Origin of the sequence: Aeromonas sp. 19NY04SH05-1 (assembly GCF_040581895.1) — a bacterium.
Taxonomy (GTDB): Bacteria; Pseudomonadota; Gammaproteobacteria; order Enterobacterales; family Aeromonadaceae; genus Aeromonas; species Aeromonas enteropelogenes.
Genome location: NZ_CP095328.1, coordinates 3,197,039 through 3,214,111, shown reverse-complemented (window position 1 = coordinate 3,214,111; position 17,073 = coordinate 3,197,039). Strand labels below are relative to the sequence as shown.

Genomic DNA, 17,073 nt, shown 5'->3' with positions numbered 1-17,073 from the left:
GCACGGCGGGACTCTATATCTATGCCACTGCAATTAAACATTAAGTCTCGCCCAACCTGCTTTATGCTAGTTGGGCATTTTTTTGCCCGATCCTTGCCGATAACGGACGGCAGGCAAAAAAAACCGCCGCAGGGCGCGACGGTGGGGAAAGTGAGTTTTCCTCATCCTGAGGCAAACTATCGATGCGAGTTCAGGCATTCATCGATGGTGCCAGTATGCCAGCCCGCGCCAGCCAGACTATGTCAGGTTCTCGTCATTTTGTGACAAAGTATGGCAAGGGGCGACATGGCCCCGACATCCGCCCTTTGTTATGCTGACGGCTCCAGTCTGAAGGGGAGAGAAGATGAAGTACCCGGTCGATACCCACACTCATACCGTTGCCAGTACCCACGCCTACAGCACCATCCACGACTATCTGCCCATCGCCAGGGCCAAGGGGATCAAGCTGTTTGCCACCACGGATCATGGACCGGACATGGCCGATGCTCCCCACTTCTGGCATTTCGTCAATCTGCATGTGCTGCCGCGGGTAGTGGACGGGGTCGGCATCCTGCGCGGCATCGAGGCCAACATCAAGAACATAGATGGCGAGATAGACTTCCCCGAGCGCTACGAGTCGCGCCTCGACATGATCATGGCGGGCTTTCACGAGCCGGTATTTCCCCCCTGCGATCAGGCCACTCACACCCAGGCGATGATCAACGCCATCAAGAGTGGTCGGGTCGACATGATTAGCCATCCCGGCAATCCGGCGTTTCCCATCGACATCCAGGCGGTAGTCAAGGCCGCCGCCGAATACCGGGTAGCGCTGGAGGTCAACAACTCCTCGTTCAGCCACTCCCGTGCGGGTAGTGAAAGCAATTGCCGCGCCATCGTCGAGGCGGCGCGCGACCTTGGCGCCTATCTCACCTTTGGCTCTGACTCCCACGTGGCCTTTAGCTTGGGGGATTTCGACCATTGTCACCGTCTGGTGACCGAGGCGGGCTTCCCCGAGGAGCGGATCCTGGTGCGCTCACCCCGGGCTTTGCTCGATTTTCTCGAGAGCCGTGGCCGCGCCCATATTCCCGAGTTCGCCGATTTGTAAGTTTGCAGGTAACACCATGAGCCAACTCATAAAATCGTCTTGGCTCGATTGACTTGTAGGCCGTTTTTTCTGAATCTGAAGGCATTGGCCGGTATAGCTCAGTTGGTAGAGCAGCGCATTCGTAATGCGAAGGTCAGGAGTTCGATTCCCCTTATCGGCACCAGATAAAACAAAGGGTTAGCATCATGGTGAGGCTAACCCTTTGTGCTTTTTTGCTCTATACCCCTCTCCATACCCCTCCTTTGCGATTTGCTACCCCTCCCGCTTGAGTACAAAAAAGCCCATCCTGCTTGGGTGGGCTTCTTGGGGTGACGCAGGGGGGGGCAAGGCTAGGCTAGGAGCGGCCCAAACACCTTTTCATCACAGAGGACTCAAATTCATTTACCAGTTGTGACTTGCCTTCATCACTGCCTGGAAGGGGCTTTTGGTAAGCCTCATGAATCAGTCTGACCCTGATTAAACCATTTGTGGCTGCGAGGTTGTCCCCTGACTCGGCAGACCAATCAATTTCTCTACGTGCAGCCTCAAGCGCTTTAGCTCGGGACTCACCATAGAACAAACGTAGCTTCATCGTGACGTTCGCTTGATGCGCCACCATTGCGCAATAGCGGGCATCATAGGACTCCACGTAATCAATACCGTTAGGGTATTTGTTGCTCAGTTGCTGCCCCCAGGCCGTACCAGTACACACAGCCAACACAGCCCCTAAAACCAATCCCTTCATCTTCCCCAAGCTCCCGTTGCTCTGGCGAGCATGTCGCCATTGTGTCGTTCGTTTAGCTGTGACCTAGCCGTAACCTAGCCGTCATGATACCAGCTACAGGAGTCAATTTGAGCCGTGTAAATCTATTTCCTGCATATTAACGATCAGGCCACTTTGGTTGGCGCTCACCCGAAATACTAACCAATTACTAGCCCGTTACTGGCCGATCTATTACCGGATTATTACCGTTGGGCTATCACCGTTTTGTAACCGTTGGTTGAATGCTGCGGGGTGGCAGTGGGGTAGTGGTGAGGGTGCGGTGGGGGTAGCAGTTGCGGGCTCTTCACCATGCTCAAACCCAGTGCTGGCGCGGCTTGCAGGGGGGATTTTTGTTGGTGGGGAGGTAGATGATGTAAGTTTCCTATAAACCCTTTTAGAGATAGCCGTTGCTTTAGTTCGTGAACAACGCCCTATACGTCTATCTAATCCCCTTATCTATGTGTAATTACTTTATAAAGAGATCTACTTCACCACTTCACCAAATATGACTGAAAGCCAGCAACGGCGCGGGTTAGCGGCTGGTGAGGCCGTCCGCTTTCTACTTCGCCAAAGCCCCACCACTTCACCATAAAAAAGCCCCACCAAATCGGCAGGGCTCAGGGGGCAGAACCAGCAACGGCTATTCTTGGGTTTGCGGCGAATCGTTCACTGGCAAACGGTATTCCTTGCGTCGCGCTCTCAGTGAGCGTGATTTTATGTGCCCTTCCTTTTCCAGCATTGTTAACGCCCTCCCATATCTACCCGCCATCGCGGGCTTTTCATCGTGATAGCCACAAAGCTCAGCAGCAGTGAACCAGCGGGCGGATTGCATCGGGCGGGCCAAGTGTCGGTCAACAATTATCGCGTAATGTGCCCCCTTGTCGGTGTGAGCATCGTTAGCCTCTGCTTGTGCCTTGCTGGTGGCCTCGTCGAGATACCAGCTCGCCCCAGCATCGTAGTCCGCTTTGACTTCAAGCCAGAACTGACGCAGGCGCTCGGGGTCGTTTAGCTCAAGGCGTCCGGCGTTCCACGTCCAGCCCAACAACTCGTTGAGTTTGTCCATATCAGCGGGGGCGGCCATCTCGATAACAGCAAAACGAGCGTTCCCCGTCTGGTCTTTGAGAAAGTCCGTACCGTTAACCGTGGCAAAGAATACCGTTTGCCGCTTCTTGCTGGTGGTCGTTCTCCCATAGGGGGCGCGGTATCTGTCCTCGGCTTGGGTAATAAAGTCCTTTAAGCGCCCTGCCTCGCCCTTGGTGGTGCTTTCCAATTCGGCCAGCTCGAACACCCAGCAGGAACAGGCACGGATCACGCTGTCCTTGTCTTGTGGGTCGAGACTGCCGGAACTCGTAGCCCCCTCCACTACGCCCGCCAGTCGCTGAACCCACGCCGATTTCATAAACGATTGATCGCCCTGTAGGACTGGGATCAGCTTGCTAATAAACGAGCCCTCATAACATGCGGCAGCCACAGCGGCCACCAGCCAAGGGCGTATGATTGCTTCGGCATAGGCTGGATCGTTCGCGTTGAGCGTCTTGATAACGCTCGCCACTCTCGGCGCTCCGTCCCACTCACCGCCCTCTAGCCACTCTCTGACAGGGTGATAACTGTTCAACTGGCACAGCGCGATCAAGTGCTCGTCTATGGCGGCATCGGGAACCTCGGCACGTTGGCAGGCGTCCACCAAAGCCGAACGTTGCCCCTCGTCAGTTTTGCCAAGGCGGCGGCCCTCGTCTGTCGTTAGCTCAGGGGTTGCCGTCATGGTGTTATAGCGGCAAACCCACCCCTTATGCTCCAACACAGCCCACAGGTTGGCGGACGTTTTTTTCGGCTTTCCATTCTCGTCAGTGTCCGGCAGAAACAATGGCGTCTCGATCTGCTCGGGGCTGGCTGGTGGCTCGAACGGGATCACGTTTGTTGGTGGTGGCAGCGGCTTCATTGGGCGGCCTCCATGATCTCGGCCATTTGATCGGCGCTCAGCAATGGAAACATAACCCCCTTGGGCTGGCTAATAGCCTTTGCTTGTCCTTTAGCAGCGGCTAACGGCTTGGTGTCCTCTCGCATCGCCTCGAATCGCTGCCGCTGCTCGTCTCGCTGTGCCCTTGCCCACTCGCGGCGGTTGTGCGCGTGAATATCGGGGAACTGCTCTTTGGCAATCTCTTGAACGGCTTTGAAGCTATCCCCGCTAAAGTTGCGAATGGTGATCAGGTCGAACTTGTCACACAGCCGATTGCCTGCCGGATCGCTCATATGGTGCGAAAAAATGCGCTCTTTGCCGTCCGTCGAACTGGTCAGAATATGAACCCCAGCGGTTCCACTTGTTGACTCTGGTGCCATCCATGCGTTTCGCCCCTTTCGCTTATAGCCATAATGGGCGAGCAGCTCCGGCCATTCGTAGCTGGCGTTCACGCGCTCGATGATCGACACCTGCCTACCCACCAGCTTTTCATTAAATGGCTTGGGGGCAGCCTGGTTAAACTGCTGGCTAACTTTAGCTGCGGCGGCTTGGTGCTGCTCTGCCAGCGCGGCAGCATTGAGCCAGAACGGGGCGGACGGGCTCAGCGCGGCTCCCTCGGCTATCATGTGCTGATAATGCTCGGCTGTGCTTTTGATGACCGTTGGCAGGATCATAAATTGAGCAGGGCGGCCAACACATGGATCAGATCCCAGCAACTCGGCAAGCGCGAATTGCAGATCGGCCCACATGGCGAATGGCACAGGCTCGGCCAGCTCCACAAATACCCGATAACGGGGCGCGTCCGGCTGGTGGCTCAGGGTTGAATAGATGATAAACGAGCACAGCCCTTGCTCCCGCAAAGCGGCGGCTATGGTCTCGGGCGTCTGGCCCTTGGCGTTGTCCAAATCGGCGCGAAGCATTCCAAACAGCCCGTTAGCCTCTGCCTCTGCCTTATTACGAGTCTTGCCATTGTGGGCGGCCACCAGTGGGGCAGACTTCTTGGCCGTCTCTGGTGCGATGGCACGGCTTCGGTGAGGGATGCAGGCGGCTTGTTGCAGATCTTGCCATGTGACAACTCCGAACGTTTCGTTATTTGAAACATAGGGAATAGTGGTAAAATTGATCATATCCAAATACCTTATAGAAGGCTGGTGGCCCTGACTCGGAAAAGGCACGGGCCACCAGCTGGATTACTAGGCGCTTTCCTTCGGGTCAGCGCCGTTTTCTTTTAGCAGTAAAGCCACTTCTTCGGGGAATGCCTCTTGCAGGATATTTGCCCGTTCTCGAATCATCATCTCTCTGTGCTCGCCCCGTGATTCATATGGGTGGCCTCGACTGTTACGAGCAGTGATCCGTTCGAATTTGGCACTTGCGGAGGCCGCAACTTCGCGCAAGTCCATTCTGGCGTTTATGAATCCGTAGCTCACGCTTGATTCCCCTCTTGGCGGCGAGTCTCTAGCCATTGCTCGACCTCGGCTAGGTTGTATCGGATCGAGTTAGGCCCAATGCGGATGGGTTTGGGGAAACAGGCTTCGGGGTTGCGGCGCAACCGCTCGACAGTGGAGCGGCTAACGCCAAGGCGGGTTGATAGTTGAGTAACTGGAATAAGCATGAGATTCACCTCGTTGCCAGCGGCGGGCGTGCCGTGGCTTCTGGGGGCAGATTACGAGATGGATTTAATTTGAATCCCCATAAAATCCGGCGTGTTTTTTATTGGGGCTGCCTTGTGATTTTGCGCCATGCCTGGCGTATAGCGCCGTCCTCGCAACCCCATAGGCAGGCGAGTATCTCCATCCAAGCCGTGTCACTATTCGTACCGTCAGAGCATGGTATCCCGTACCCCCTGAATACGTGTCTAGCGCCATTGATACACGAACCCAAAACCCGCCTGCGCTCGGTGATCAGCCATTGGTTAGACTCCATCGCGGCCAGTACATCCCTTACCGATTCGATCAGGCTGGTCGGGTCGGTGAACTCAACGCCACCAGCAGAAAACAGCGGATAATTGCGGCCTGATTCAATCCAGCCAACCAAAGAGTCCTCAAGCTCTTTTGTAGCTTCAATGGCCGTGCTTAATTTGGTTGCTGGGACGCTATTTGACGGTTTGAACTTTTTCCTATGCCCTTTAAGTACATCCTCGGCCGGATAACCGTAAAGACTCGGCGAGCCTGGTGAACCCAGCCTAACAAGCATCGTCAAAATAATTTCATCCTGCTCGGCATCACTCTTACCTTTGCCGAGCCAGTTTGGCATTCGCTTAATTGTGATTTTGTTGCTGCTGAATGTATTGAGGATTCGCCCAATAATCTGATCTCTTTGCTCGTCAGACCATATCGGCCGAGCACACTCGTAATGCAAGCGGTTCCAGTTCTCCAGCAGCCATTCTTGTGTGACCTCCATCATCCACGCCCCCCAAAGTTGACCGACACCACGTTGCCCGGCTTGGCCTGCTCCGGTTGCGTTATGGTTGCCATGAAATCTCCCCAGCGCAGAAACAGCGCTCGCAACTTCTCTGCCATGCCGCCCACTTGATAGGTGCGGATCAGCCTGTCTTTGGGGACGTGGTTTAGCATCAGCTCGATCAGGCGCTCGGGGGCATCCAGATATTCAGCGGCCCCCGTTGCCATACTGCGGCGCAGGTCGTGCGGGCTGAATGGCGCAAGCTCGGCAAGGTACTTGATGCGAACACGCTCTAGCGCTTTGGTGACAGCATCCCCTGTGATCGGGTGTCCGGTCTTGCTGGTGGACTCGAATACATAGGGGCCATTAGATAACGCTTTTTGCTGCTCGATAATATCCAGCGCCAGCGGGCACAGGGTTACAACGTGGGCGCGTCCGTTCTTGGTTTCGGGGATTGTCCAGCGGTCGCCGTTAATCTGCTCCCAGCGCATCCCTACAGCCTCGGAACGGCGTACAGCGGTCAGGGTTATTAAACGCAAGCAGTTTGCCACCGCCAGCGATAGCACTACGTTAGACGCGATCCCACGGCCACCAGCCGCCACAGAACCGCCGCCAGCGGTCGCTTGTTCAAGTGCTCCCCATAACTGGCGCAATTCATCGCGGGTCAACCAGCGTTCACGGGGTGGGGGCATAGACGCGCCAAACATGGCGGGCTTTAACAAGCGGGCGGGGTTGATCTCGATGTGACCTTGTAATACCGCATGATCAAGACACTGGTTCAGGACTATCAGCCCTTTTCGTGCGCCCTCAGCTGTCTCTACTCGGCGGAAATGCTCATACAGTACGGCACGGGAGAGATCGCATACTCGGGTATTGCCAATGGCCGATTCAATGTGGCGGGTGAACGTCCCCTCATAATCGCGCAGGGTGCGCGGGCCTATCGGTTTCGATTTGGCTCGCATCACCAGCCAATCGCGGTAAATCTCGCCAAGGGTTGGCATCTCGATGTTTTTCGCCTTGGCTTGCTTGGTGACAGTAAGCGGATCAATTCCCTGCTTTACCAATTCAGCCGCTTTACCGTGGGCCTGTCTGGCTTTTGCTAGGGTCATGGCGGGATAGCCGCCAAGCAGCATTTCCCCAGCTTTGCCCGCTATCTTGTAGCGATAGACAAAGCGCTTGATTCCACTGGTGCGCACTTCCAGCTTGAGCCCGCCACCATGCTTTGACTGGATAGCCATACGGCGCACAATAACGCCGGATTCTGGTTTGATTGCCGCAATCTCGGCATCGGTTGTAATCGCCATTCCGTACCCCTCCTCATACCCCTCTTTTGCTATGGTATAGGGTGATATTTCACGACACAACCTGATACAGTGAATGGTATTTAACTGGTTGATTTAATGTGTTTTATTTTTGTTTTGTGAAGTGGGGTGACACGGGCTGAAATTGGCAAAATCTGGATTCGTAATGCGAAGGTCAGGAGTTCGATTCCCCTTGTCGGCACCATATAAAACAAATGGTTAGCTTCGATGATAAGCTAACAATTTGTGCTTTTTGGCTCGGGGTACCACATGGGGTACCACATTTAGCAAACGGTAGGCACATTACTGTATCCACTTACCTCGCCACCGGCAGGTCCTCCCAGCGGGTGGTGTAACAGGGGCTCAAGTGTTCTTGTCGCATCATCCACTCGGGTGACCCCGTGCCTGGGCTGGCAAAGCCTACGCGCCCCAATCCCTTGGCTTTGATCTGGTCCATCACGGCCATCAGCGCATCTGATTGAGCGGAGGACGGGGCAAACAGATCGGCCTGTTGCTGCCCCTTGGGGGTGAACTCACTCAGCATGACCCCGCCTTTCTGATAGCGGTAACCGTCGCGCCAAATCTGCGCTAGCAGCACGTTCACTTGCTGCAGCAGCAACCGGGTATCATCGCTTGGGCAGACCAGCCGAACGCCAGCCTGCTCACTGTAGTAAGGCGCTCGTTCGTCAAAGGGGCTGGTTCGCACGAACAGGTACACCCGCTGGCAACACATCCCCTCGGCTCGCAGCTTCTCGGCTGCGCGAGCCATAAAGCCTGACAACGCTTGGGCCATTTCCCCACGGTCAGTCACGCGCTCACCAAAGGAACGGCTCGAGAGGATCTGCAGCTTTGCCGCCGGTTCAACGGTCAGCTCTGCGCAAGGCAGGCCACGCAGCTCCTGTACGATCCGCTCGACCACCACGCCGTATTGGGCGCGTAACCCTTTGGCATCGCTAGCCACTAGGTCAGCCACGGTGTTGATGCCTTGTGCCACCAACTTGGCTCCCAAGCGCCGTCCTATGCCCCACACCTCATCCACCGGGGTGATAGCCATCAGCCGGGCACGGCGCAGCTCGTCACGCAAGTCCACAACGCCGCCCGTGGCAGGCCACTTCTTGGCGGCATAGTTGGCCAGCTTGGCGAGGGTCTTGGTGGGGCCGATCCCAACCCCTACCGTTAGGCCGGTCCACTGCCACACTCGCTGCCGGATCTGTTGCCCATAGGCTGTCAGGTCCCCGGCAAACGACTCCGACAGTGACAGGAATGCTTCATCGATGGAGTAGACCTCCAGCTCGGGGGCCATGGTCTCCAACGTGCTCATCACCCTGCCAGACATATCTCCATAGAGTGCGTAGTTGGAGCTGAACGCCACACCGCCATGCGCCTCGAACTGCTTGCGGATCTTGAAGTAGGGCCCAGCCATCTTGATACCCATCGCCTTGGCTTCGGGGCTGCGCGACACCACGCATCCATCGTTGTTGGAGAGCACCACGATCGGGCGGCCATGCAGCTCAGGGCGAAACAGCCGCTCACAGCTGGCGTAGAAGTTGTTTACATCAACGAGCGCTATAGCCATCACGCTGCCTCAGATTGCCAATCACATGGGTGACCACTCCGAACAACTCCAGGGAGAGGCTCATACAAGGGTCGATAGGCGCGAACGCCGGATTGGCTGGCAACAGCCGCAACCTAGGCTTGAGCTGTAAGGTCTTTACCGTGAAGCCGCCATCGAGTAGTGCAATCACCACATCACCCTGACGCTGTTTATACGCTGGATAGATCAGCCGATAAGAGCCGCATGAGGCAGTTTTATCATCAAGTTCACATTAAGTCATCATTTTGATTGCGTGACTTATTCGTTATGATAGGTTAAGTCTCTATTGAACATATCTGACCGTAACCGCATGCAGGTTTTAGACGAGCTTCCCTATGCCCAGCGCGAGCGCTTGGCGTATATCGATTTTTGCCTCAACTACTTTGGCTCTATCACCCGTGCTGCGCTGATAGAGCGCTTCGGTATTGGCCCTGCGGCTGCGACCCGTGACTTTGGGACTTATAAGGAGTTTTGTGCGGGCAACCTGGTGTTGCGTCCTCAAAACAAGGTCTATGAGCGGACGCCTGCATTCAAACCGTTGTTTGACCATGAGCCTACCGCCGCGCTCTCTTGTCTGGCTTTTGGCTTTGGCAATGGCATCACTCAACCACAGTTGCCGAATGCGCGTTGCCTGGCTCCGCAGCAACTGATCCAGCCCAAGACCGAAATATTGTCCGCTTTGATGCGGGCCATTCACCTGCAAAAAGCCATCAGCTGCAGCTATGTATCGCTCTCGTCTGGGTGGACGCAACGTGAGCTGGTGCCCCACAGCTTGGCCAATGATGGTCATCGCTGGCATGTTCGAGCCTTTGATCGGCTCAGGCAGGCGTTCCGTGATTTCTCCTGTTCGCGCTTTGAAACTGTCTCGCTGTTAAACGATGTTCCGCCGGAAAAAGAAACTCGCGAGTTTGATCATCAGTGGAACCGAATTGTCGATTTGGAGCTGATCCCGCATCCTGCGATTGCCTATCCCGAGGCCATAGCAATGGATTACGGCATGGTTGATGGTCAGCGCTGTGTGCAGATCCGCGCTGCGTTGGCGGGGTATCTACTCAACTACTGGAATGTGGACTGTTCACCTGAGCACAGCTTGCCAGCCGAGCGCCATCCGCTGGCCTTGAACAATCAGGCTGCCTTGTATGGCGTAGAGAATCTGGTGTTGGCTCCGGGCTATGGGGCGAGTCATTAATGAACAGTTGTTGGATAGCATTTTCGAAGCGCGGTCATATAGGTCTCAAGCATGAAGCTGATTGATAACATTAATTCTCTATTGGGTGATGAACTCAAGAACGGCTTGTTGCCTGGAGCCAAGCTGAAGATTGCTGCCTCTTGTTTTTCTATCTATGCCTACGAGGCGTTGAAGCAACAACTGGAACAAGTAGATGAACTGGAGTTCATCTTTACGGCACCCACATTTGTTGAAGAAGAAGCTGTCGATAAGCTGAAGAAGGAAAAGCGTGAGTTTCATATTCCAGATGAAGGAAAGGAACGAGCCTTCTTTGGTAGCGAGTTCGAGATCCAGCTAAAAAACAAGCTGACCCAGAAGGCGATTGCGCGTGAGTGTGCTGACTGGATCAGGCGCAAGGCAAAGTTCCGCTCCAATCTGACATCGGCTCCCATGCAACAGTTTGCTATTGTCGAGTCGGCCCCCCAGAACATGGTCTATTACCCCTTACAAGGCTTTACTGCTGTTGATTTGGGTTACCAGAAGGGCAATGCATTATCCAATCTCGTCACTGGGATGGACGAAATCAGCTCAACCCAGACCTTTCTTTCGGTATTTGATCAGGTCTGGCACGACAAAGAAAAACTGGCCGATGTGACGGATTGCTTGGTGCAATACATGAGCACCGTCTATCAGGAAAACCCACCAGAACAGATCTATTTTCAGTTGCTCTACAACCTGTTCAATGAGTTCCTAGAAGATATCAATGAAGACGTTTTGCCCAATGATAAAACGGGCTATCGTGACAGTCTGATTTGGCAAAAACTCTTTAATTACCAGCGTGATGCGGCCACCGGTATCATCAACAAACTGGAGACATACAACGGCTGCATACTGGCAGATAGTGTTGGTCTGGGGAAAACCTTTACTGCATTGGCTGTCGTGAAGTACTACGAGCTGCGCAACAAGTCGGTACTGGTGCTATGTCCAAAAAAGCTGGCGGAGAACTGGACCAACTACAACAGCAACTTCACTACCAATCCATTTGTTAAAGATCGCTTTAACTTTGATGTGCTTTGTCACACCGACCTGCAGCGCACAAAAGGCGAGTCCCTGGGCATGTCGCTTAGCCGGGTGAACTGGGGCAATTATGATTTGGTGGTGATCGATGAATCTCACAACTTCCGTAACAACCAGGCCTACAAGGAAAAGGAAACTCGCTATCAGACGTTGATGAACAAGGTGATACGGTCGGGTGTTAAAACCAAGGTTCTGATGCTCTCGGCAACGCCGGTAAACAACAAATTCAGCGATCTGAAGAATCAACTGGCACTGGCGTATGAAGGGGATTCCGCCACGCTGCACAAGCAACTTGATACCCATCTGGGGATAGATGAGATATTCAAGCGAGCTCAGAAGGCGTTTAACAATTGGGCTGAACTGGATCCGGAACAGCGCACCGCCACTGCTCTGTTAACGGCCTTGGATTTCGACTTCTTCCGACTTCTGGATAGCGTCACCATTGCCCGCTCTCGTCGACATATTCAGACCTTCTACGATACCAAGGATATCGGTCGTTTCCCTACCCGCAATAAACCCTTGTCGTTTCAGCCGCCGCTCACGCAGCATGCCGGGGTAATTGGCTTCAATGAGATTTTCGATCAGCTCTCTGGTTTGCGTCTGGCTGTGTATGCGCCGGTGAGTTACATATTGCCGAGCAGAATGGCTAAGTACGAGGCCATGTACGACACCAATGTGCAGGGGGGGAAGAGCCGACTTCGTCAGGCAGACCGTGAGAAGGCCTTGCAACGCCTGATGACGATCAACCTGCTCAAACGTCTGGAAAGCTCGGTACACGCCTTTCGTTTAACACTTCAAGGTTTGCGGCGTCTGTTGCAAGAGGCGCTAAACAATATTGCCGCGTTCAATCGCAATGGTTTGGATAAGGGGTTGGACGAAGGACGTCTGTTGGTCGCAGAACGGGATTGGGATCTGGAGGATGAGGGGGAACTCGAAGAACTGGCCGATGCCTTTTCTACCGGTGGCAAAATCAAAATCAACTTGGCAGACATGGACATCCTCAGCTGGGAGCGGCACCTGAGCGATGATCTGAACATCATCGATGGTTTGCTGACCGAAATGGCCAAGGTGACACCACAGCAAGATGCCAAACTCGCCCATCTTAAAAACTTGTTGCAACAAAAATGGCAAAACCCAATCAACCCTGGTAATCGCAAGGTTCTGCTTTTCACGGCGTTTGCTGATACGGCCGATTACCTTTACGAACAGTTAGCGCCTCTGTGTCAGCAACATAGGTTGCACCTTGGCAAGGTCACTGGCAGTAGCGCGGCCAAATCAACGGTTGGCAAGGGATATGACTTTCAGAGCCTACTGACGCTCTTTTCTCCTCGTTCGAAAGAGAAGGCGCATATCTTGCCTGATGAGTCAGCCGAGCTGGATCTCTTGATTGGGACAGACTGCATTTCCGAAGGTCAAAATCTGCAGGATTGCGATTACCTGGTGAATTACGACATTCACTGGAACCCGGTACGTATCATCCAGCGTTTCGGGCGCGTCGATCGAATCGGTTCACTCAATGAGTGCATTCAATTAGTCAACTATTGGCCAGATATCAGCCTTGATGAGTACATCAACCTCAAAGAGCGGGTTGAGAATCGCATGGTGATCTCCGATCTGACTTCAACAGGGGATGATAACGTGCTGACCGCTCAGGCCAACGATGTGGCCTATCGCAAGGAGCAGCTTAAGCGCTTACAAGAGGAGGTCATCGATCTGGAGGATGTCAAAACCGGCATCTCGATCACCGATCTCGGTTTGAATGAGTTCAGAATGGATTTGCTGAACTATCTGAAAACCCACCCTGATATTACTCATCTGCCCAATGGGTTACATACAGTCGTGGCTGCCGACCCCGAACGGGGTTTGATCCCTGGTGTCATCTTTGCGCTGCGTAATCGCCATGCAGGTGTGAATATTGATCAGCAAAACAGATTGCATCCCTACTACCTGATCTACATGGCGGATAATGGCGACGTGGCTATCAACCACCTGCAGGCCAAGCCTTTGCTGGATCGGATCCGCGCAGCCTGTAAGGGCAAGGAAAGTGCTGACGAAGTGGTTTGCCAGCGGTTCAATCAGGCAACGCAGGATGGGCGCAAGATGGCCCACTATTCGGCACTGCTGGATCAGGCTATTCATGCCATGGTAGCGGTGAAAGAACAAAGTGATATCGACAGCCTATTCAGTGGGGGGCCGACAACGGCGCTCAAGAATGAGATTGCGGGGCTGGATCAGTTCGAGTTGATTAACTTCATCGTGGTACAGGGATAAGAGCAGATAGCATGACATCCCATTATCGCTTTCCGCGCCCTACTGAATTGAACCGCCGCCTCCCCAAAGAGGCGCTGTATCAAAGATTGAATCCTACGGCTGCATTGCGGCAGTTGTTTGTTACCCAAGTGCAAGAGATTAACTGGTCGCACAAGCTATCATCCGACACCCTGAATATGACCGCAGGTGGCGACTATCCAGAATTGCAGGTGTTTGATATTGATCTCAAAGCGGCTGTTTGCGAATTAGATGAAGAGCTCTTGCGGGCCATTGATGGGCAGATAGTCCACCCCATTTTTTTTCGTATCCATCGGCTAGTAGGTGAGCAGCACCAGATCCAGTACCAGTTGGCGTATAAGGCGCCCGCCGTGGTTGGCTCGGATAAGGTGAAAATTGCCGGTTATTTTGCGTCAGAGTGGCTACCCATGCCTGAGCCAGAGTCGCTGGTGGCGTTGCCGGTGGCGCTTGATGTCACCCAGCTCTATCGCATTTTGCTGCAAGGTTTGACACCACATCCGCCCAGATCGGAAGAGCCGTTACGCGACTGGATCATACGGCTTGATGAGCTGACCAAGTTGGATAAACGCATTAGTCGTTTGCAATCTCAACTGCAAAAAGAGAGGCAATTTAACCGCAAGGTAGAGATGAACGCGCAGTTGCGGCAGCTAAAAAATGAGTTTCAACAATTGACTGAGGGGATGGATGTATGACGCTGAACCAGAATGGCGAGTCACAGCAACACATCGAACAAGTCGCTGGCGAAGCGTTAGATCAATTTGAACGTATCGCTGACAAAGCAAAGAGCAAGCTACAAGGTGAACAAACAGCAAGCTCAGACGCCTTCGCTAGTGTTAATACTCTGACGAGCACTGAGGCTGTCCAAAGCTTGGGAGATAGTCGCCAAGCGAATCGGGAAAGTTACCAAATATTGGCGAAAGAACCTGCCATTGCGCGTGTCGTGGTAGTCGATGCTGAGGGCAATGAGCGCATTTATTATATTTGCCGGACCGCTCCACCAACAGGATTCAAAAGCTTATCGAACTCAAACGCCCCTGTTCTGTCAAGCTACCGAGCTCCTCTTGGTCGGTTGGCATCGTTGGATATTGGCGCAACGTTCACACTTCCTGGTGGTTCGATTGTCGAGGTGATTGAACGCGCTACACTACGGCCCCAAATGCTTGTTGACGGCTGGGATTCTCGAAACACAGTTGTTGAGGCTGAGAATTTTGGCCCTGTTACGGTAGAGTCACTGCGAGCGTTGCTTACTCAAGTGGCTGGTGAAGAGGCCGCAGAAGACCTTTTGAGCCAATTGCTGGCTGAGGAAAATGCAGCTGCCAATATTATCCAAGGATTGCGCCGTAGTGTTATTACCAAGATGGGCTTGCGGGATCAGCCCATCCTCGATCAGTACCAGGACGAGATTTTTCGTCTTCCACTCGATCAGCGACTGCTGATCTTAGGTCCGCCCGGTACGGGGAAGACGACGACACTGATCCGTCGTCTAGGCCAAAAGCTTGATGCAGGGTTTCTTGATGAGGCTGAACAGCGCTTGGTTGAGAGCATTACTTCAAGCCAAGGTGCGATGCATGCTCATAGCTGGCTTATGTTCACACCAACGGAATTACTCAAGCAGTACCTCAAGGAAGCATTTGCCCGAGAAGGTGTTCCCGCTCCAGATCAGAACATCAAAACTTGGCGCGATTATCAACGTGAGCTGGCCCGGAGCGTCTTCGGTGTACTCAAAACAGCCTCTGGCAGCGGCATTTTTATCCTGAAAGAGGGGTTGAACTGTCTGCAGGAGATGGCGCTGAATAACCCCATTCAGTGGTTTGATGACTTTGATGGCTGGCAGCGTAAGGCCTTCTTGCAGGAGCTGCACGATGCCGCAAACCAGCTTAAAAACGCCAACCATTCCGAGGCTCACAAACTAGGTGTGCGCCTGCATGGCATATTGCCAAAGGATGCTGATAGCTCAATCGCTGCTTTGTTTGGTCAACTGGCGGTAGAGATGCCTAACGTACAGGTTCTTGTCTCTAGTCTCAAAGAGAGTTCAGACGCCATAATTACATCCGCGCTTAGACTGCAAGCTAATCGTAATCGAGCCTTCCTGGATGAATTGGCTTCCTTGATAGACAGTCTGCAACAAGGTTCTGCAACTGAGCCGGACGACTTGGATGATTCTGATGCCGATGAGGATGAAGATGTATCGGGGCCGCGTACTGGTCGAGCCGCTGCACTCGCGGCCTACATGAAAGCAGTTCGGGCGCAAGCTAAAGCGGCTGCATCCAAACGTGCGATGAGCAAAACATCTCGCAATGGTAAGATCATCGAATGGCTGGGGGATCGGGGTTTAAAAGAGACGGATCTTGTCGAAGTCGGTGCCAGCCTCCTGGTTCAGGCCAATGCGCGCCGCTTCGTCAATCCGGTCAAGCGTTATCTCGACAATATCCCTAAACACTATCGAGCCTTTAGACGTGAACGCCAGCAGGCCAAAAGCTGGTATCTGCCGAGTGGTTTTGAAGCCCGCGATATCCATCCCCTGGAACTAGATATTGTTCTGCTCGCGATGCTGCGTGCTACGGGGGAGCTGCTGAGTCGTCCCAATGTGCAGCGTGCTATCGATGAGCCAGCCTGGTCATCACTCAAAACCATCCACGGGCACTATCGCAACCAAATCCTGGTGGATGAAGCGACGGACTTCTCGCCTATTCAACTGGCCAGTATGGCGGCTCTTACCCATCCACGGCTGCGTTCATTCTTTGCCTGTGGTGACTTTAATCAGCGTCTGACCACCTGGGGTGCCCGTTCCGAGGATGAATTAAAATGGGTCTTTCCTGACGTTGAGATCAAGGCAATATCCGTCACCTATCGACAAAGCAAGCAGTTGAACGATCTGGCTCATGCCATGATCCAGGTAATGGGTGGCAACGAACAACACGCCAATTTGCCGGAACATATGGACAGCTCTGGCGTTGCCCCCGCTTTGCTGGAATATGTCAGCGCACCTGATGCAGTTGTGGCCTGGCTGGCCGATCGTATTCGTGAAATTGAGCGTTTTGTCGGTCAATTGCCTTCCACGGCGGTTTTCGTAAATAGCGAGAGCGAGGTTTCATCCGTTGCCGAGGCACTGAATCAAGCGCTGGGTGAGCACAACATCCAGGTTGTTGCTTGTCGTGAGGGGCAGGCCGTAGGTCAGGAGAGTAGTGTGCGGGTGTTCGATATTCAGCACATCAAGGGGCTGGAATTTGAGGCGGTGTTCTTTGTTGGAGTCGACCAATTGGCATCCCTGCATCCAGCCTTGTTTGACAAATACCTGTATGTGGGAACTACCCGTGCTGCCACCTATCTGGGTGTAACTTGCCAAGGTAGCTTGCCCCCAGCCATTGAAGGTTTGCGCTCGCACTTTTGCCAAGACTGGCAGCAAGGCAATTGAGCATTCCGATAGCAACGTGAACAAGTGACGCGCCGGGCGAGCCTTC

General features: G+C 53.7%; 14 protein-coding genes and 1 tRNA gene. 6 read left to right on the top strand and 9 right to left on the bottom strand.

Features of this window, described 5'->3' with window-relative positions; all coding sequences use genetic code 11:
* Nucleotides 1–343 precede the first annotated feature (343 nt).
* Nucleotides 344–1,084: a phosphatase gene (locus MRK42_RS14715; protein ID WP_201940938.1), complete on the top strand. Its 741-nt coding sequence runs from the start codon at nt 344–346 to the stop codon at nt 1,082–1,084.
* A gap of 87 nt (nt 1,085–1,171) precedes the next feature.
* Nucleotides 1,172–1,247 (top strand) — tRNA-Thr (locus MRK42_RS14710).
* A gap of 171 nt (nt 1,248–1,418) precedes the next feature.
* Here the strand turns inward: MRK42_RS14710 and MRK42_RS14705 are convergent.
* From MRK42_RS14705 to MRK42_RS14665, 9 genes are all read right to left on the bottom strand, one after another.
* Nucleotides 1,419–1,808 (bottom strand): hypothetical protein, encoded by a 390-nt coding sequence (locus MRK42_RS14705; protein ID WP_103261404.1) that lies wholly within the window; start codon nt 1,806–1,808, stop codon nt 1,419–1,421.
* A 658-nt stretch (nt 1,809–2,466) separates the two neighbouring features.
* Entirely contained in the window at nt 2,467–3,765 is a 1,299-nt protein-coding gene (locus MRK42_RS14700) for a virulence-associated E family protein (RefSeq protein ID WP_224160656.1), read from the bottom strand.
* Nucleotides 3,762–4,910 (bottom strand): hypothetical protein, encoded by a 1,149-nt coding sequence (locus MRK42_RS14695; protein ID WP_224160657.1) that lies wholly within the window; start codon nt 4,908–4,910, stop codon nt 3,762–3,764. Before MRK42_RS14695 ends, MRK42_RS14700 begins: the two co-directional genes overlap by 4 nt.
* A gap of 66 nt (nt 4,911–4,976) precedes the next feature.
* Nucleotides 4,977–5,210: a hypothetical protein gene (locus tag MRK42_RS14690; protein ID WP_224160658.1), complete on the bottom strand. Its 234-nt coding sequence runs from the start codon at nt 5,208–5,210 to the stop codon at nt 4,977–4,979.
* Nucleotides 5,207–5,395, bottom strand: a complete 189-nt coding sequence (locus tag MRK42_RS14685) for an AlpA family phage regulatory protein (RefSeq protein ID WP_224160659.1) — start codon at nt 5,393–5,395, stop codon at nt 5,207–5,209. The genes MRK42_RS14690 and MRK42_RS14685 overlap by 4 nt, the downstream gene beginning before the upstream one ends.
* 98 nt (nt 5,396–5,493) lie before the next feature.
* Nucleotides 5,494–6,186, bottom strand: a complete 693-nt coding sequence (locus MRK42_RS14680) for a hypothetical protein (RefSeq protein ID WP_224160660.1) — start codon at nt 6,184–6,186, stop codon at nt 5,494–5,496.
* Nucleotides 6,183–7,487: a site-specific integrase gene (locus MRK42_RS14675; RefSeq protein WP_041993770.1), complete on the bottom strand. Its 1,305-nt coding sequence runs from the start codon at nt 7,485–7,487 to the stop codon at nt 6,183–6,185. The genes MRK42_RS14680 and MRK42_RS14675 overlap by 4 nt, the downstream gene beginning before the upstream one ends.
* A gap of 313 nt (nt 7,488–7,800) precedes the next feature.
* On the bottom strand, nt 7,801–9,060 hold the full coding sequence (gene umuC, locus MRK42_RS14670) for a translesion error-prone DNA polymerase V subunit UmuC (protein WP_338610720.1): 1,260 nt from the start codon (nt 9,058–9,060) through the stop codon (nt 7,801–7,803).
* Entirely contained in the window at nt 9,041–9,229 is a 189-nt protein-coding gene (locus tag MRK42_RS14665; RefSeq protein WP_232092742.1) for a hypothetical protein, read from the bottom strand. Before MRK42_RS14665 ends, umuC begins: the two co-directional genes overlap by 20 nt.
* A 135-nt stretch (nt 9,230–9,364) precedes the next feature.
* Between MRK42_RS14665 and MRK42_RS14660 the strand changes: the two genes are divergently transcribed.
* The 4 genes from MRK42_RS14660 to MRK42_RS14645 are packed head-to-tail and all read left to right on the top strand — an operon-like array spanning nt 9,365 to nt 17,027.
* Complete coding sequence (locus MRK42_RS14660; RefSeq protein WP_354688325.1) at nt 9,365–10,267, top strand: WYL domain-containing protein; 903 nt, start codon at nt 9,365–9,367, stop codon at nt 10,265–10,267.
* Between the two features lie 51 nt (nt 10,268–10,318).
* Nucleotides 10,319–13,594 (top strand): SNF2-related protein, encoded by a 3,276-nt coding sequence (locus MRK42_RS14655; RefSeq protein ID WP_335856080.1) that lies wholly within the window; start codon nt 10,319–10,321, stop codon nt 13,592–13,594.
* 11 nt (nt 13,595–13,605) lie between these two features.
* Nucleotides 13,606–14,304 carry a DUF4391 domain-containing protein gene (locus MRK42_RS14650; RefSeq protein ID WP_335856081.1) on the top strand — a complete coding sequence of 233 codons (699 nt, stop codon included), beginning with the start codon at nt 13,606–13,608 and terminating at the stop codon, nt 14,302–14,304.
* Nucleotides 14,301–17,027, top strand: coding sequence for an ATP-binding domain-containing protein (locus MRK42_RS14645; protein ID WP_335856082.1), 2,727 nt, complete (start codon nt 14,301–14,303; stop codon nt 17,025–17,027). Before MRK42_RS14650 ends, MRK42_RS14645 begins: the two co-directional genes overlap by 4 nt.
* Nucleotides 17,028–17,073: the final 46 nt, after the last annotated feature.

Bases quoted from the DNA above. Each gene is read 5' to 3' on its own strand.
- MRK42_RS14715 (WP_201940938.1), top strand. From the start codon at position 344: ATGAAGTACCCGGTCGATACCCACACTCATACCGTTGCCAGTACCCAC.
- MRK42_RS14705 (WP_103261404.1), bottom strand. From the start codon at position 1,808: ATGAAGGGATTGGTTTTAGGGGCTGTGTTGGCTGTGTGTACTGGTACG.
- MRK42_RS14700 (WP_224160656.1), bottom strand. From the start codon at position 3,765: ATGAAGCCGCTGCCACCACCAACAAACGTGATCCCGTTCGAGCCACCA.
- MRK42_RS14695 (WP_224160657.1), bottom strand. From the start codon at position 4,910: ATGATCAATTTTACCACTATTCCCTATGTTTCAAATAACGAAACGTTC.
- MRK42_RS14685 (WP_224160659.1), bottom strand. From the start codon at position 5,395: ATGCTTATTCCAGTTACTCAACTATCAACCCGCCTTGGCGTTAGCCGC.
- MRK42_RS14680 (WP_224160660.1), bottom strand. From the start codon at position 6,186: ATGATGGAGGTCACACAAGAATGGCTGCTGGAGAACTGGAACCGCTTG.
- MRK42_RS14675 (WP_041993770.1), bottom strand. From the start codon at position 7,487: ATGGCGATTACAACCGATGCCGAGATTGCGGCAATCAAACCAGAATCC.
- umuC (WP_338610720.1), bottom strand. From the start codon at position 9,060: ATGGCTATAGCGCTCGTTGATGTAAACAACTTCTACGCCAGCTGTGAG.
- MRK42_RS14655 (WP_335856080.1), top strand. From the start codon at position 10,319: ATGAAGCTGATTGATAACATTAATTCTCTATTGGGTGATGAACTCAAG.
- MRK42_RS14650 (WP_335856081.1), top strand. From the start codon at position 13,606: ATGACATCCCATTATCGCTTTCCGCGCCCTACTGAATTGAACCGCCGC.
- MRK42_RS14645 (WP_335856082.1), top strand. From the start codon at position 14,301: ATGACGCTGAACCAGAATGGCGAGTCACAGCAACACATCGAACAAGTC.